At 65.7% G+C, this 14660-nt stretch carries 15 protein-coding genes; 13 read left to right on the forward strand and 2 right to left on the reverse strand.

Features of this window, described 5'->3' with window-relative positions; translation table 11 throughout:
* Positions 1 to 60: 60 nt before the first annotated feature.
* From AC13FN_RS16050 to AC13FN_RS16065, 4 genes are all read left to right on the forward strand, one after another.
* On the forward strand, positions 61 to 1299 hold the full coding sequence (locus AC13FN_RS16050) for an NADH:flavin oxidoreductase/NADH oxidase family protein (protein WP_478415063.1): 1239 nt from the start codon (positions 61 to 63) through the stop codon (positions 1297 to 1299).
* 93 nt (positions 1300 to 1392) lie between these two features.
* On the forward strand, positions 1393 to 1869 hold the full coding sequence (locus AC13FN_RS16055; protein ID WP_197578485.1) for a hypothetical protein: 477 nt from the start codon (positions 1393 to 1395) through the stop codon (positions 1867 to 1869).
* A gap of 103 nt (positions 1870 to 1972) precedes the next feature.
* A complete protein-coding gene (locus AC13FN_RS16060; protein ID WP_054172025.1) occupies positions 1973 to 2242 on the forward strand; it encodes a hypothetical protein in 270 nt (89 codons plus the stop codon).
* A gap of 125 nt (positions 2243 to 2367) precedes the next feature.
* Complete coding sequence (locus AC13FN_RS16065) at positions 2368 to 2613, forward strand: hypothetical protein (protein WP_054172026.1); 246 nt, start codon at positions 2368 to 2370, stop codon at positions 2611 to 2613.
* A 44-nt stretch (positions 2614 to 2657) separates the two neighbouring features.
* On the opposite strand, the gene AC13FN_RS16070 is transcribed toward AC13FN_RS16065, so the two are convergent.
* A complete protein-coding gene (locus tag AC13FN_RS16070; protein WP_482985008.1) occupies positions 2658 to 4187 on the reverse strand; it encodes an FAD-dependent monooxygenase in 1530 nt (509 codons plus the stop codon).
* 82 nt (positions 4188 to 4269) lie between these two features.
* On the opposite strand from AC13FN_RS16070, the gene AC13FN_RS16075 reads away from it, so the two are divergent.
* Both AC13FN_RS16075 and AC13FN_RS16080 read left to right on the forward strand, forming a co-directional pair.
* Positions 4270 to 4914 (forward strand): TetR/AcrR family transcriptional regulator, encoded by a 645-nt coding sequence (locus tag AC13FN_RS16075; RefSeq protein WP_054172028.1) that lies wholly within the window; start codon positions 4270 to 4272, stop codon positions 4912 to 4914.
* A 74-nt stretch (positions 4915 to 4988) separates the two neighbouring features.
* Complete coding sequence (locus AC13FN_RS16080) at positions 4989 to 7130, forward strand: TonB-dependent siderophore receptor (RefSeq protein ID WP_482985007.1); 2142 nt, start codon at positions 4989 to 4991, stop codon at positions 7128 to 7130.
* A gap of 58 nt (positions 7131 to 7188) precedes the next feature.
* Here the strand turns inward: AC13FN_RS16080 and AC13FN_RS16085 are convergent, their stop codons facing one another.
* A complete protein-coding gene (locus AC13FN_RS16085) occupies positions 7189 to 7470 on the reverse strand; it encodes a hypothetical protein (protein ID WP_482985006.1) in 282 nt (93 codons plus the stop codon).
* A gap of 211 nt (positions 7471 to 7681) precedes the next feature.
* On the opposite strand from AC13FN_RS16085, the gene AC13FN_RS16090 reads away from it, so the two are divergent.
* The 7 genes from AC13FN_RS16090 to AC13FN_RS16120 all read left to right on the forward strand — a co-directional run bounded on the left by AC13FN_RS16090 (position 7682) and on the right by AC13FN_RS16120 (position 14626).
* The gene (locus AC13FN_RS16090; RefSeq protein WP_049436683.1) at positions 7682 to 8356 is read left to right on the forward strand and encodes a response regulator transcription factor; all 675 of its coding nucleotides are present in this window, start codon (positions 7682 to 7684) and stop codon (positions 8354 to 8356) included.
* On the forward strand, positions 8356 to 9705 hold the full coding sequence (locus tag AC13FN_RS16095; RefSeq protein WP_482985005.1) for a sensor histidine kinase: 1350 nt from the start codon (positions 8356 to 8358) through the stop codon (positions 9703 to 9705). Before AC13FN_RS16090 ends, AC13FN_RS16095 begins: the two co-directional genes overlap by 1 nt.
* A 323-nt stretch (positions 9706 to 10028) precedes the next feature.
* Complete coding sequence (locus AC13FN_RS16100; RefSeq protein ID WP_482985011.1) at positions 10029 to 10445, forward strand: hypothetical protein; 417 nt, start codon at positions 10029 to 10031, stop codon at positions 10443 to 10445.
* A gap of 135 nt (positions 10446 to 10580) precedes the next feature.
* Positions 10581 to 11771, forward strand: a complete 1191-nt coding sequence (locus tag AC13FN_RS16105) for an efflux RND transporter periplasmic adaptor subunit (protein WP_482985004.1) — start codon at positions 10581 to 10583, stop codon at positions 11769 to 11771.
* Entirely contained in the window at positions 11768 to 13732 is a 1965-nt protein-coding gene (locus AC13FN_RS16110) for a MacB family efflux pump subunit (protein WP_482985003.1), read from the forward strand. The genes AC13FN_RS16105 and AC13FN_RS16110 overlap by 4 nt, the downstream gene beginning before the upstream one ends.
* A 90-nt stretch (positions 13733 to 13822) precedes the next feature.
* The gene (locus tag AC13FN_RS16115) at positions 13823 to 14221 is read left to right on the forward strand and encodes a hypothetical protein (RefSeq protein ID WP_482985002.1); all 399 of its coding nucleotides are present in this window, start codon (positions 13823 to 13825) and stop codon (positions 14219 to 14221) included.
* A gap of 27 nt (positions 14222 to 14248) precedes the next feature.
* Positions 14249 to 14626, forward strand: a complete 378-nt coding sequence (locus AC13FN_RS16120; RefSeq protein ID WP_482985001.1) for an EF-hand domain-containing protein — start codon at positions 14249 to 14251, stop codon at positions 14624 to 14626.
* The last annotated feature ends 34 nt before the right edge of the window (positions 14627 to 14660 follow it).

The raw sequence follows: 14660 nt of genomic DNA on the forward strand, positions 1-14660 counted from the left end.
TGACCTTCAATCAAACTTGAAGGTTAGCGTAGCGCCATTCCCCTGTCCTGGAGCTGTCCGATGCCGCTGTTCTCGCCCTTGGCACTACCCTCCGGTGCCGTCATCCGCAACCGCATCGCCAAGGCGGCGATGGAGGAAAACATGGCCGACGCCGACCACGCCCCCTCTGAGGCGCTGCTGCAGTTGTACCAGCGCTGGGCCGACGGTGGCGCCGGACTGATCATCACCGGCAACGTGATGGTTGATGGGCGCGCCATGACCGGGCCGGGCGGCGTGGTACTGGAAGACGACCGTCACCTCGACCGCTTCACCGCCTGGGCGGACACTGCCCGCTCGCGGGGCGCGCAGATGTGGATGCAGATCAATCACCCGGGGCGGCAGATGCCTGCCGCACTCGGCCAACCCGCGCTCGCGCCGTCAGCCGTTGCTTTGCAGATGGGCGCGCTGTCCAAGCAGTTCGCACCGCCGAAGGCGATGACCGAGGACGACATCGACGCGGTGATCGCGCGCTTCATCCGCAGTGCCGAGCTGGCCGAGCGCGCCGGTTTCAGCGGGGTGGAGATCCATGCCGCGCACGGCTACCTGCTCAGCCAGTTCCTGTCGCCGCTGTCGAACCAACGCAATGACCGCTGGGGCGGCAGCCTGCACAACCGCGCGCGCCTGCTGCTGGAGATCGTGCAGGGTGTGCGCACGGCCGTGGCGCCCACCTTCGTGGTGGCGGTGAAGCTCAACTCCGCCGACTTCCAGCGGGGCGGCTTCTCGCCGGAGGACGCGCGCGCCGTGGTGGAGATGCTGGCGCCCCTCGGCGTGGATCTGGTCGAACTGTCCGGCGGCAGCTATGAAGCACCGGCCATGACCGGCGCCGCACGCGACGAACGCAGCGTGGCCCGCGAAGCGTACTTCCTCGAATTCGCACGCGAGATCGCCACGGTGGCAACGATGCCGCTGATGGTCACCGGCGGCATCCGCCGCCGCGAAGTGGCAGAACAGGTGCTGGCCAGCGGCGTGGCCATGGCCGGCATCGCCACCGCGCTGGCGATCGAGCCGGATCTGCCGCAGCACTGGCAGCAGGGCCGCGACCCGGTGCCGACACTGCGCAACATCAACTGGCGCAGCAAGCCGCTGGCGGCCAGCGCGCACATGGCCGCAGTGAAGTATCAGCTGGGCCGGTTGAGCCGGCACCGCCCCACCGCGCCCGGTATCTCACCGGCATGGGCACTGCTGCTGGCACAGGCGGCCGCAAAGTGCCGGACCCGCCGCTACCGGCGCTGGATCGGCGCCCGCGCCATCGCACATTGAGCCGCGCGGACTTCTCATCACCGCAGCGATGCTCCACCATCTGCAGGATCGGCGGCACTCCGCCGCCGGTCGCAACTTGGAGATGGAAGCCACGTGGCAGCAGGATCGACCAAGAACCGCGAGAAGCTGCTCGACGACCTGCTCTCGCTGGGCCGCAACTGGGCACTTGCCATCGCCATCGCCGGTGCCGGCGCGGCCGTCCACTACAACGAATCGGTCTACGAGGCCGGGCTCTGGCGTGGCCTGCTGCCCACGCTCTGCTTCCTGGTCGCGATCATCTGGATCGTGCTCAGCATCATCCGCTTCGACCTGACCCTCCAGCAGCACTTCGAGCGCAAGCGCACGCGCTGGCTCAGCCGCCTGCTCTACGTCGTGCTGCTCGGTACCGGCATCACCGCCGTGTTCTTTGTGACCGAACTGGCGTCCAACAACCACATCGCAAGAATGTGCGACGCCGTGGCCAACGAACCGGCCAGCCGGATCCACAGGTCCGCCGAGTGCCAGCGCCTGTATCAGCATCGGGCGGCCTACCGGCAACGGCTGGAGTCGGCCGAGGGCGAGTTCGACTGAAGCCTGCGCCGGCTGCGCATCGCGTGCGCGAAAAACACATGGCGTGGATATGCGGTCGGGCACAGTGGCTGCGCCTCCCTTGCAGCGAACGAACGCCGCCGACATGCACCACCCACCCGCCCCTGCCCGTCACGATGCCATCGCCCTTCAGGCCGGTGTACTCGGCAGTGTGTTGGGCGTGACGCTGTTCAAGGCGATCGCACTGTCCGCACTGGCGGGTGGATCCTTGATGGTGATCGGGCTGTGGCTGCTGGCCTGCGCGCTGCTGGCTGCCTGGGCACTGGCCGCCTGCCTGGCCTGCCTTGCGCTGAGCCGGCGCGTATTCGTGCTGATGCTGGCGCTGAGCATGATGCTGATGATCTGCGTCGCCTGACAGCAGCAGGCGCCGGACTATCGCGCATCTGTTACAGAATAACAAGTGCGATTGGGCGGATTGCGCGCGCCCGTGGTCACAGATTTGAATGCCATGGCCAGCCCGGCACCACCCGAGACCTCCCCATGAACCTGCAGCCCCTGCTTCGCGCCTCCCTCACCGCCGTTGCCCTGGCCTCGCTCAGCGCCTGTGCCACCTATGACGACAGCAACATGCATCAGGCCTGCCAGGAGTCGCCGCATCTGAAGGACCTGCCGCGCGAAGTGGCTGCCCGCGAGAGCCGCTGCAACAAGAGCATGGAAGTGTGGTCGAGCGAGCGCAAGGGCAGTGACAGGCCGATCGACCTGAGCGGCAAGAAGAAGGATCTGTAACCGCACCCGGCGCAGCCCACATCGGCTGCGCCTCCGCGCTGCGGTCAGCCAGCCTCCGGCAGTCCGAACCCACGCTGCAACGCTTGATGCAACCCTGCCTCATCGCCTCCCGCATCGCAGGCCCACGCAACAATTCCATCGGGCCTCACCAGTACCGCCCCCAGGCCCAGCGCATCGTCCACCGCCGAGGCAATGCGGGTGAACGGCTGCCGCCAACGGTCGACGGGGTTGTACGAAGCGCCGTTCTCATCGAGCACAAGCAACACGCCCTGCCCCGTCCTCAGCACCTCTCCCATGCGGCGACCATCGGCCAGCAGGAAGTCCGGCACGCTGCGACCGACCAGTGGATGGCCATCGCCCAGATCAAGCTGCTGCGACACGCCCCAGACTCGCTCGGCCAGATAGGTAGCGCCATCACGGGTGCCAGCCAGATCGGCCATCACCGCCGCCAACGCGCGCGAACCGGCTCCAGGACGCATCAATGCAACCTGCGCGCGCGACCAGTCCAGTACTTTGGCGCCCGTCGGATGCCGTTCCGCGTGATAGCTGTCCAGCAGCGCCACATCGGCATCACCGCGTACCACCCTGGCCAGTTTCCAACCCAGGTTCATCGCATCGCCAATGCCCAGATTCAGGCCCTGTCCGCCCAGTGGCGAATGCACATGCGCAGCGTCGCCTGCCAGCAGCACGCGGCCGTTGCGATAGGCGCTGGCCTGGCGCGCGCCATCGGTCCAGGTGCTGTGCAGATGCAGCGCGGTGATGGTCACGTTGCGGGCAGACACACGCCGCAGCAGGGCCTGCGCAGCGTCCAGATCGAGCTGCGTGCGATGACCGGCACCTCCGTCGAAATCGGCCAGCGCCAGCACGCCCGGCGGATTGAAATTGCACATGCCCTGCGCGGTGTACTGCCGGCCAGGTGTCAGCACCGACGGATCTTCCAGTTCAACCAGCAGCGAATGGCCGGTGAATTCCGGATCGGTGCCGACGAAGCTGAAACCACACTGCTTTCGCACGGTGCTGCGGCCACCGTCGCAGCCGACCAGCCAACGACCGCGCACGGCTCCGCCAGCAGTCTCAATGACCACCTCCGTCTCGCCGGCCTGTACCGCCTCTACCGCTCGCCCGCGTTCGATACAGACACCCAGCGCAATCGCACGTTCAGCCAATACCTTTTCCAGGGCCTGCAGCTCCACCGCCATCTGCGTGCCCACTGGCGTCGGCAGGCGCCAGCTCCAGCGCGTACGGTCGACGTCGTCCAACGCAAACGGAATGCCAGCGAAGTGGCCGCCCAACGCCCGCGGCTGTGCCAGCCAATGGGCGGTGCCGGGCGGCGGCGCGCCCTTGTCGGGCTTGAGCACCTGTGTCGCGGCGACCGCGTCCAACAGGCCGCGCCGATCCAGTGCCTCCAGCGTGGGGGCGTTCAGGCCGCGCAGCCCGAATGGCAGGCGCTTCAACGGCGAACCAGCGGACCCGGCCTGTTCCAGCACCAGCACCGAACACCCGGCCTGGGCCAGTTCGCAGGACAGGAACAAGCCAACCGGGCCAGCACCGGCAATGACGACGTCGTACAGCATGGAGATTCCTTGTGAGCGCCGGGTCGGCGCTCTGGCGGACCGAATGTTACACTCGGTGTACGTTTTCACAAGTGAACCGCCCATGACCCCGCCTCCTGGCCGTCGCGAGCAGCGCAAAGCCGAGACCCGACAAGCGATTTCGGACGTCGCCACCGAGCTGATCATCCGGCGGGGCTTCGAGGCCGTCTCCATGTCCGAGATCGCCGAAGCCGCGGGCGTCTCACGCAAGACAGTCTTCAACTACTTCGCCAGCAAGGAAGACCTGGTGTTCGATCGCGATGAGGAGGCGCGCACGCTGCTGCGCGAGGGCATGATGGCGCGCAGCGGAATGACTCCGCTGGCGGCCTTCCAGTCACTCGTGCGCGAGTTGCTGGAGGCTGGCCATCCACTGCTGCGCATCAATGCCGGCGCTGCCGCCTTCTGGGGCACCGTGGCGGAGAGCCCGGTACTGGTCGCGCACGCGCGACGGCTGCAGGCGCAGTTGACTGACGATCTGGCGCGATTGATGGCCGCCGCTGCCGGCCGGCCCGAACATGATGCCGAAGCGCGATTGGGCGCGGCCATGCTGCTGGCGTCAATGGTGGCGGCCTATGAGAAAGGATTGGCAAGCCAACTGCAGGGCAAGGACCCGCGCGAGGCCATGCTGCAGCTGATCGTGCGCGGCGCCACCGGGGTACTGGTGGCCTTGGCGGGCACCCCATATACGGACCCGGGCGCGCGTCCATAGCGCATTCGGGGGATAGGTTTCGAAGTGTTGCAAATGCTAATCTTTCTCATTTGCAGAAACATAAGCTCTCCCCAATGCCCCTTCCTACGCCCCTGCACCGCGCCCTGTACCTGGCACTGGCTCTGCCCTTGGCGCCCCTTGCCCATGCTGCCGAGCCCCCTACTGCCGCGCCCAAGGACCTGGACAAGGTCGAGGTTCGCGGGCGTGCACAGACGCTGTACCGGGTGGACGATGCCGCGGTCGGCACCCGCACGGATACACCGCTGGAGCTGGTCCCACAGTCGATCCAGGTCATCCCGCGTGAACTGATCGACGACCAGGCGGCGCGTCAGGTAACCGATCTCTATCGCAGCATCAGCGGCATCAGCTATTTCAGCTATGCCGGGGTGACCCTGCGCGGCTTCCGCCAGGAGAACGTGCTGTATGACGGTCTGCGCGGCGATCCCTATGCAGGCTTCTCGGTGCCGCAGCTGTTCAACATCGAGCGCGTGGAGGTGCTGAAGGGCCCGGCAGGTGCGCTGTATGGCGGGGGTGATGCGGGCGGTGTCATCAACTACGTGACCCGCAAGCCCAAAGCCGCTGCCGAGCGCCGCATCGAGGTCCAGCTGGGCGACAAGGACTTCCGTGCCGGATCGATCGAGGGTACCGGGCCGTTGAATGCCGCCGGCAGCGTGCGCTATCGCGCCGGGCTCTATGCCGACAATGAAAAGGGCGTGCGCTGGAACACCGACAGCGAGAGCGTGATCGGCGATGCCTCGCTGGCCTTCGACGTCGGCCAGACCGGCGAACTGGTGCTGCAGTTCACCGACATCACCCAGAACCTTGGTGGCAACCGTCTGCGCGGCGTGCCGGTCAACGATGCAGGCACGTTCCTGACCGACCGCCGCTGGAACCACAACGAGGCCAGCGACTTTCTCGACATGCGCGCCAAGGTGGCACTGGCGCAGTATCGCTTCGCGCCGCTCGACACGCTGGACCTGGACTTCGCCGCCCGCTGGTTCAGCAACAACGAACACCAGATGTACCACGAGCCGATGGGCCTGATCGATCGTGACCGCGATGGCGTGGCCGAGTGGATGACCCGCCAGCTGCGCAACCAGATCCGCGACAACGAAGCATTCACTGCCAACGGCAATGCAGTCTGGCGGGTGACCACCGGCGCGGTGGAGCACAAGGTGCTGTTCGGCGCCGATGTGTACCAGCTGGATGCGGATTTCACCGCACAGACCGCGAACAGCGCTGACCTTGCGCGTGGTGCCGGGCCGGTGCGCAGCATCGACCTGTTCAATCCCGTGTACGGCGCCAGTACCTGGCACGACTACAACCTGGCGGCCCTGCCCTGGCGCAGCACGTCCACCCGCAGCAAGCGCTATGGCGGCTACCTGCAGGACGAACTGGCACTGGGTACACGCTGGCATGTGCTGGCCGGACTGCGCTGGGATGGCTTCAAGGATGAGGACCGCATGGGTGGCAGCAGCGTGGATGGCAACGATCTCAGCTGGCGGCTGGGCAGCACGTTCACCGTGCGCGAGGGCCTGAATGTCTACGCCAACGTCGCCAGTGGTTTCGTGCCGCAGAGTGCCGCCAACCAGAACCCGGCCGCTGGCGGACCGTTCGATGCCGAACGCAGCAAACAGTGGGAAGTGGGCATGAAGTCCCTGCTGGCCGACCGTGTGACCTTGAACATGGCGGCCTACCGGATCGACCGCAGCAACATCGTGCAGGCCACCGGCGAGGTGATTGGTGGCGTGAACCAGTTGGCCGCGCTGGGCCTGGTACGCAGTACCGGCATGGAGCTGGACCTTCTGGCCGACCTCAGCGAGCGCTGGGTGCTGAACCTGACCTACGCCTACAACGATGCGCGGGTGAAGGACGCCGGCCCGAATGGCATCACCAACGCCGCCGGCGACCGATTCGCCAATGCGCCGCGCAACAAGCTGGGATTGTGGACGCGTTATGACCTGCCGGCGATCAACTCCGCCATCGGCTTGGGCGCGGATCATGTTGGCGAGCGCGTCAGCCTGGATGGGCAGACGGTCAAGGCCTACACCGTGTTCGACATGAGCTGGAAGACCACGTGGAGGCAGTGGCAGTTCCAGGCCAACGTCAAGAACCTGTTCGACAAGGTGTACGCGGCCAGTGGCTTCATCGAACGCAACGGGCATTTCCCGGGCGAGCCACGGCGGGTGTATGTGCAGGCGGCCTACAGCTTCTGACGTAGGGTTGCGAACCATGATGGCAGGGGGAGGTGGCAACCCACCTCCCCTCCCGGCATCAGTGCGAGCAGGCCACCAGCATCGAGCGGGTGGCCATCTGGGTGGAGGTGAAGCCGTTCTTGTTGCCCACCGCGATGGCGTTGCCGTCGTCGCCATCCTTGCTGAAGACCACATAGCCACCTGGGCACATCTGCCCGGCCTTTTCGTAGCAACCACTCCAGGAGCTGGAGCCGCTGCAGTCGATGGAGACACCGCGCCGGCCATCGGGGCTAACGGTCATCCTGGCGGTGGTACAGCCACTCAGCGCGGCCACGAACAACAACGGAACGAACAACTTCATGGGTACTCCAGGGGGTTGGGGATCAGCGGAAGGGCGCCAAGGCTGGAGTGCCCGGATTGCGCGAACCTTGCGCCCATGCGGTCTTTCCCGCGTCATTACAGCCTTGCGGGACATCGGGAAGGCACGCCATGTTCACGCAATGTTCCTGTAATACGGTGCCGGCGCGTGCCGAACCGCCCCGCCACGCCCCCTTCCTGCGCAAGCCCTGCCGATGCACATCCTGCTGATTGAAGACGAAGCCGAACTGGCCGCTACCCTGAAGTCCGCCCTGCAGCGCGAGCGCTACGTGGTGGATCTGGCCAACACGCTGGCGCTCGCCCGCGAAGCGGCCCTTTGCGGATCGCACGACCTGGTATTGCTGGACCGCACCCTGCCCGACGGCGACGGCCTGGGATTGATTCCGCTATTGCGTGAGCGCAACCCCGGGGTGCCGATCATCGTGCTGAGCGCGCTGGGGCAGCTGCCGGACCGCATCGCCGGCCTGGATGAGGGCGCGGACGACTATCTGGCCAAGCCCTTCGCACTCGAAGAGCTGTTCGCCCGCATCCGCGCTGCCGGGCGCCGGCCGAGCGGCATGCAGGTGGAACTGGTGAGCATCGGCCGGTTGGTGTTCGATCCGGCATCGGGCGAGGCCAGCGTGGGCGGGCAACGGCTGGAGCTGCCGCGCCGTGAGATACGTGTATTGGCCACGTTGGCCCGGCGGCTGGGCCGCACCGTACTGCGCGAGTCGATTGAGATGGCAGTGTATGGATTCGATGACGGCATCCATTCCAACACGCTCGATTCGCATGTCTCGCGCCTTCGCCGCAAGCTGGCCGATGCCGATGCAGGAGTAGAGATACACGCCATCCGCGGCGTCGGCTATCTGATGCGGGAAGCCAAGTAATGGCGCGTCGTCCATCGCTGAAGCGCCCGTTGATCGTCAAAACGCTGATCTATCAGCTGCTGGCGTTGCTGGTGGCGTTCTTCGCGCTGCTGATGGTGCTGATACGTGCCGACAGCGGTGGCTACTACACCATCCAGACCTTCGCGCCGGTGGCTGCCGACGCGGTGCACCGCGACCGCAATGGCGAACTGTACGTGCAGAACACGCCGGAACTGGCCGAACTGCTGAAGATCGTTCCCGGTGCATGGTTCATCGCCGAGGATGAGCACGGCCACCACGTAACGTTCGGGCCTGTGCCGCCGGCCTATGCCTCGCTGGTAGGCGCACTGGATGGCATCCCCTTTGGCGACCTGCGCGGGCGGGATCGCAGCGATGGCCTGGCAGTCGTGGTCCGCCAGCACAGCGGGCCGGCCGGCAAGCTGACCATCATGGCCCATGGCGAAACCGATACGCTGACCTGGCAGATGGCGCTGGCGGCACACATCATCACCCTGCCGATCTTCCTGCTGCTGGGCCTGGCCACCATCGTCCTGACACCGATCATCGTGAGACGGGCCCTGGCCGGGGTGGAGCGCATCGCCCAGGAAGCCCGCAACATCTCCGCCAGCCGCCGCGGTGTCCGCCTGACAGAAACCGCTGTGCCGGTGGAGATCGCTCCGTTGGTGACGGCGGTGAATGAAGCACTGGAGCGGCTGGACGAGGGGCACGAACGGCAACGCCGCTTCATCGCCGCCGCCGCGCATGAGCTGCGCACGCCCATTGCGATTCTGAGGGTGAAGGTCGATGCGGCCGACGACGCCACCTCGCGCAGCCTGGCCGTGGAAGTGGCGCGGTTGGCGACGCTGGCAGAGCAGCTGCTGGATCTGCACCGCATGGACGAAGACGGGCCGAAGGAAACCATCAACCTGGCGCGGGTGGCCAAACGGGTGGCCGCCGATCTGGCGCCGCTGTTGATCCAGTCGGACAAGACCGTAGCCGTCGCGGTGGAATCGCATTTCCCGGTGCTCGGCGAGACCGGCGCAGTGGAGCGGGTAATTTCCAACCTGGTACTGAATGCTGCCGAACATGGCGGACGCCAGATCATCGTGCGCGTTCAGGGCAGCTGCCTGGAGGTCGAGGACGACGGCGCCGGCATACCGGTCGAACAGCGCGAACGCGTTTTCGAACCCTTCCATCGGTTGCGGCCGCGGCAGACGGGCGCGGGCCTGGGGCTGAACCTGGTGCGCCAGGTGATCGACCGCCACGGCGGCCACGTCACGATTCTGGATGCGCCGGGCGGTGGTGCATTGATCCGTGTCGAGTTTCCATTGCATCCGGGTGTGACCAGCACGCCACCGCTGGAGCACTGAACACATCGCATGCACCTGTGTAACTGGCACCTGTCCATGCGTGGCCGGCAGCGAGGACAGGCAAGGTTGCGGCAATGTTCGCTGGACAGCATCGGGGTGTGGCACCTGCCGTGCCACCGCGTTCCGATCTGACAGGAAGCCTGCATGTGATCCAGGGAGCTCCTCCACCGTCCTCTTCCACGCGCACTGTGCCACCACGGAATTCGCCGGCGCTTACCGCTGCCGCATGGAATCGCCGCCCGCGCACTGGCCGCGCGCCCGGCCTGCAACACTGGCCGCGCTGGCTGCGGACAGTTCCCGATATCGAGCGCGCTGGCGTGTTGATGCGGCTGTTCGGCGCGTTGTTTCTGCTGCTGCCCGGCCTTGCGCTGGTGGCTTCAACGTATCGGCACGCGAGCACCGCGGCAGCGGCGGCCGTGTTCCTGTTCGTTGCCGTGCATGCCGCGCTGCATGGGCTGGCGGCATGGCGGGCGGCAACCCCGCACCCAACGCCACCGCTGCTGCGCGCCCTGGACGGCCGTGCCGCTGGGATAATGATTGCCAGTGCGCTGCTGAACACCATCGGTGCAGGAATGGCGCAGCTGCATGCTTCGACCTTCCTTTGGTTGTTGGCCGGTGCTGGAATTCAACTCTGCGCTGCGCGCATCGCAGGTCACCGGCTGCGAAATGCACTGCTGGTTCTCGGTAGCGCCCTGCAGTTCATCGCCGTGGCACTGCTCGCTCTTCACGCAGCGCGCTGAAACAACGATCGCCCCGCAAGGTTCACGCAACCCAGCGCATCGAGACTCGACGGTCAACCACGTCTGCCACGACAAACGTGCGTTTCTACTACCGCGAGGACCCCCGATGACCTGTCTGATCTGGATGTTGCGCCGATGAGCGCCGTGCCGCGCAAGCGCCGCCGTGCGCTCATCATTGCTGCCGGCCTGCTGTGCAGCGCGCTGATTCTGTTCGTGTGGTTGCGGCCCGCAGCACCTCCGCACCTGCAGGTTGCACCGGTCGCTCGCGGCAACATCGAACAGGTGGTGGAGGCCACTGGCACGCTGAAGCCCTCGCGACTGGTAAGCGTGGGTGCACAGGTCTCCGGCCGCATCGATACTCTGCATGTAAAGCTGGGCGACAAGGTGAAAGCCGGCGATCTCATTGCCGATATCGATTCGCGCACTCAGCGCAATGCATTGCTGAGCGCGCAGGCCGCGCAGCGCACCGCGCGCGCCAACCGCGATGCACTGGCCACCGACTTGCGCCAGTTCGAGCTGACACTGCATCGGCAGCAGCAACTGGCGGCCTCGCAACTGGTGGCCCGCGCCGACTTCGATGCAGCCAAGGCCAAGGTCGATGCCACTCGGGAACAAATCGCTGCGCTGGACGGTGAAGTGACGCGCCGACAGACCGACGTCGATGTCGCACAGACCAATCTGGAATTCACCCGCATCACCGCCCCCACCGACGGCACCGTGCTGGCCGTGGTCGCGCGCCAGGGGCAGACCGTGAATGCGGTGCAGAGCGCACCGACCATCGTGATGCTGGGCAACCAGGACGTGATGACGGTGTACGCTGAGATCTCCGAGGCCGACGTCGTACACACGTCTGTCGGGCAGGAGGCATTCTTCACCATTCTTGGTGATGCTGGCCGCCGCTACAGCAGCACGTTGCGGGATATCGCGCCAGCGCCGGAATCGATCACCAACGAAGACAGTTCCAGCCTCGCCGCACCGGCGGTGTCGGGTGGCAGTCGCACGGCCATGTACTACAACGGCCAGTTCGACGTGGACAACGCCGATGGCCGCCTGCGCAGCTACATGACCGCGCAGGTTCGCATCGTGCTGGGCCGCGCCAACGACGTACTGATCATTCCCTCGGCCGCATTGGGTGCACGCGCCGCCGATGGCAGCTACAGCGTGCAGGTACGCGGTGCCGACGGCCGCGCCAGCACGCGGCGCATCACCACCGGGCTGGATGACCAGATCCAGGTGGAAGTACGCGACGGGCTGAAGGAAGGCGAACAGGTCGTGCTGGCGCAGGCCAACGTCGAAGCCACCAACGCGCCTGCACAACCCCAATGAGTACGACCATGAACGAGCCACTGCTGCGCGTTCGCGGCGTACGCCGTGAATTTGCCGCGGGCGAGCAGACACTGGTGGTACTCGACGGCATCGACCTGGATATCCACGCAGGTGAACTGGTGGCCATCGTAGGCCAGTCCGGCTCAGGCAAATCCACGCTGATGAACATCCTGGGTTGCCTGGATCGCCCCTCCGCCGGCGTCTATCAGATCGCCGGGCGCGAGACCGCGCAGATGTCGCCTGATGAACTGGCCGAACTACGCCGCGAGCACTTCGGCTTCATCTTCCAGCGCTACCACCTGCTGACCGATCTGACTGCACTGAGCAATGTGGAAGTGCCCGCGATCTACGCCGGCATGCCTGCCGAGGCACGCCATGCGCGTGCGGCCACGCTGTTGTCGCGGCTTGGCCTGGGCGAGCGCATGCAGCATCTTCCTGGTGAGCTGTCGGGTGGCCAGCAGCAACGCGTTTCGATTGCACGGGCCCTGATGAATGGTGGCGCGGTGATCTTCGCTGACGAACCTACAGGTGCGTTGGACACGCATTCCGGCAAAGAAGTGATGAAGATCCTCGGCGAGCTGCATGCCGAGGGCCATACCGTGGTGCTGGTTACGCATGACATGGCCGTGGCCGAGCATGCGCAGCGCATCATCGAAATCCGCGATGGGCGGATTGTGGGTGATCGTGCCACCGGTACTGGTCTGTCAGCGGGCGTGGCGACGCCAGCCGTGCCCCAGCCTGCGGGCAACAGCGGCTGGCAGGTCTGGCGGGACCGTTTCACTGAAGCCTTCCGCATGGCACTGCGCGCGATGAACGCCCACCGCATGCGCACCTTCCTGACCATGCTCGGAATCATCATCGGCATTGCTTCGGTCGTGGCGGTGGTAGCACTGGGCACCGGTGCACGGCAGGCCATCCTGTCCAACATCTCCTCGTTGGGTACCAACACGATCGAGATCTATCCCGGTTCCGGCTTTGGCGACCTGCACTCGGCGCGGGTGGAAACACTCACCCCCGGCGACAGCGTGACCCTGGCCCGGCAACCCTTCGTGGACAGCGCCACCCCGGGTGTTGCCACCAGCGGCACCGCCCTGCGCGGCAACCGCTCTGCCAGTGTGCAGGTGCAGGGCGTCAGCGAGCAGTACTTCCGCGTGCATGGCCTGAAGCTCGGCGAGGGCGCCTTCTTCGGTCCACCCGGCGTGGCCGGTTATCAGCAGGTTGTGGTAATCGACGCCAATACCCGCGCACGCTTCTTCGCCGCGACCGACAATCCGATCGGGCAGACCCTGCTGCTGGGCAACGTGCCGGTACGCGTGGTGGGTGTGGTGAAGAAGGACGCCGGCGCGGCCGGCGATGCCTCGTTGCTGCGGGTGTGGCTACCCTACACCACCACCATGGCGCGCATGCTGGGGCAGAGTCACGTGTCCAGCATCACCGTACGCGTCTCGGATGCGATCAGCATGGAAGCGGCTGAGCAGGCCATCGCGCGACTGCTGACTCGCCGCCACGGCAGCACCGATTTCTACATGAGCAACAACGCGCAGATCCGTAGATCCATTGAACAGACCACCGGCATCCTGACCATGATGATCAGCTCCATCGCTGCCATCGCACTGGTGGTGGGCGGAATCGGGGTCATGAACATCATGCTGGTCTCGGTGACCGAGCGAACCCGCGAGATCGGCGTGCGCATGGCGGTGGGCGCGCGCCGCAGTGACATCCTGCAGCAGTTCCTGATCGAATCGGTGCTGGTCTGCCTGCTCGGCGGTGTACTCGGCATCGGCGTGGCCCTTGCGTTGGGCGCGGTTCTGGAGCTGGCCGATGCTGGCTTCAGCCTGGTGTTCTCCGTCAATTCGATTCTGGCAGCCTTCGCCTGTTCCAGCCTGATCGGCGTTGGCTTCGGATTCCTGCCGGCACGACGTGCCGCACGGCTCGATCCGGTGGAGGCGCTGGTCCAATAGCCAGTGCATCCCCCTCCAGTGACAGCAGGTTCGCGCAATGTCCGCGGTGTGTACTGCAGCTACCAAGAAATTCCGCACAGGAGCTGGACGATGTTTCCTAGAACAGAAAGAACCGCGCTACTGCTGGCAGCTGCTGCGCAGCTACTGGTGCTGATGCCCTACTCCAGCGACGCCCATGCACAGCGTGGCGACCGCTACAGCCCGCACTGGAGCCAGGACTACCGCGATCGGGAGCGCGATGCGTGGGAGCGGCGCGAACGTGAGCGGGATCGTGAGCGGGAACGCGAGCGCCGGCACGACGCCAAGACCGCCGGCGTGGTGGTGGGCGTGGTAGGTGCAGCGGTGGTGGCCGGCGTAATTGCCGCTGCTGCCAAGCGCGAACGTGAAGTCCGCGAGCGCACCGACTACTGCATGAACCGCTACGGCAACTACGACCGCCGCAACGATACCTATCGCGGCGCCGACGGCTACACCTACCCCTGCCGCTGATTGACCCTCAACAAGGACAAACACCCCATGACCAGAACTGCTCTGTTGATTGCCCTGTGCGCTGCCCCATTACTGGCCGAGGCCGCACCGGCCGATCCGAAACAGGCCTACATCGATTCCACGTTCACCGCGATGGATACCAACAAGGATGGACGCGTCGACAAGCCCGAGTACGCAGAATTTCAGCAGGGCCGTTTCAACAAGCAGGCCGATTCAATCGACGCCGCATTTACCGCGATGGACAAGAACAAAGACGGAAGGATCAGCAAGGAGGAAGCCATCGTGGTGCCGGAGATCGCGAAGTACTTTGCGGGCCTTGACACCGATGGTGATGGCTATCTGTCACTGAAGGAAATGCAACAAGCCATGGTGGCCGCTCAGACTGCAGACGCACCAACAAAGTAAATCCAGGGCGGGGCGCTGAAGATGGATGCCCATC

The sequence above is a fragment of the Stenotrophomonas sp. 115C5 genome, from assembly GCF_056861055.1.

Bases quoted from the DNA above. Each gene is read 5' to 3' on its own strand.
- AC13FN_RS16100 (WP_482985011.1), top strand. From the start codon at position 10,029: ATGCGGCTGTTCGGCGCGTTGTTTCTGCTGCTGCCCGGCCTTGCGCTG.
- AC13FN_RS16115 (WP_482985002.1), top strand. From the start codon at position 13,823: ATGTTTCCTAGAACAGAAAGAACCGCGCTACTGCTGGCAGCTGCTGCG.
- AC13FN_RS16090 (WP_049436683.1), top strand. From the start codon at position 7,682: ATGCACATCCTGCTGATTGAAGACGAAGCCGAACTGGCCGCTACCCTG.
- AC13FN_RS16070 (WP_482985008.1), bottom strand. From the start codon at position 4,187: ATGCTGTACGACGTCGTCATTGCCGGTGCTGGCCCGGTTGGCTTGTTC.
- AC13FN_RS16105 (WP_482985004.1), top strand. From the start codon at position 10,581: ATGAGCGCCGTGCCGCGCAAGCGCCGCCGTGCGCTCATCATTGCTGCC.
- AC13FN_RS16060 (WP_054172025.1), top strand. From the start codon at position 1,973: ATGCACCACCCACCCGCCCCTGCCCGTCACGATGCCATCGCCCTTCAG.
- AC13FN_RS16095 (WP_482985005.1), top strand. From the start codon at position 8,356: ATGGCGCGTCGTCCATCGCTGAAGCGCCCGTTGATCGTCAAAACGCTG.
- AC13FN_RS16120 (WP_482985001.1), top strand. From the start codon at position 14,249: ATGACCAGAACTGCTCTGTTGATTGCCCTGTGCGCTGCCCCATTACTG.
- AC13FN_RS16050 (WP_478415063.1), top strand. From the start codon at position 61: ATGCCGCTGTTCTCGCCCTTGGCACTACCCTCCGGTGCCGTCATCCGC.
- AC13FN_RS16110 (WP_482985003.1), top strand. From the start codon at position 11,768: ATGAGTACGACCATGAACGAGCCACTGCTGCGCGTTCGCGGCGTACGC.
- AC13FN_RS16085 (WP_482985006.1), bottom strand. From the start codon at position 7,470: ATGAAGTTGTTCGTTCCGTTGTTGTTCGTGGCCGCGCTGAGTGGCTGT.
- AC13FN_RS16075 (WP_054172028.1), top strand. From the start codon at position 4,270: ATGACCCCGCCTCCTGGCCGTCGCGAGCAGCGCAAAGCCGAGACCCGA.
- AC13FN_RS16080 (WP_482985007.1), top strand. From the start codon at position 4,989: ATGCCCCTTCCTACGCCCCTGCACCGCGCCCTGTACCTGGCACTGGCT.
- AC13FN_RS16065 (WP_054172026.1), top strand. From the start codon at position 2,368: ATGAACCTGCAGCCCCTGCTTCGCGCCTCCCTCACCGCCGTTGCCCTG.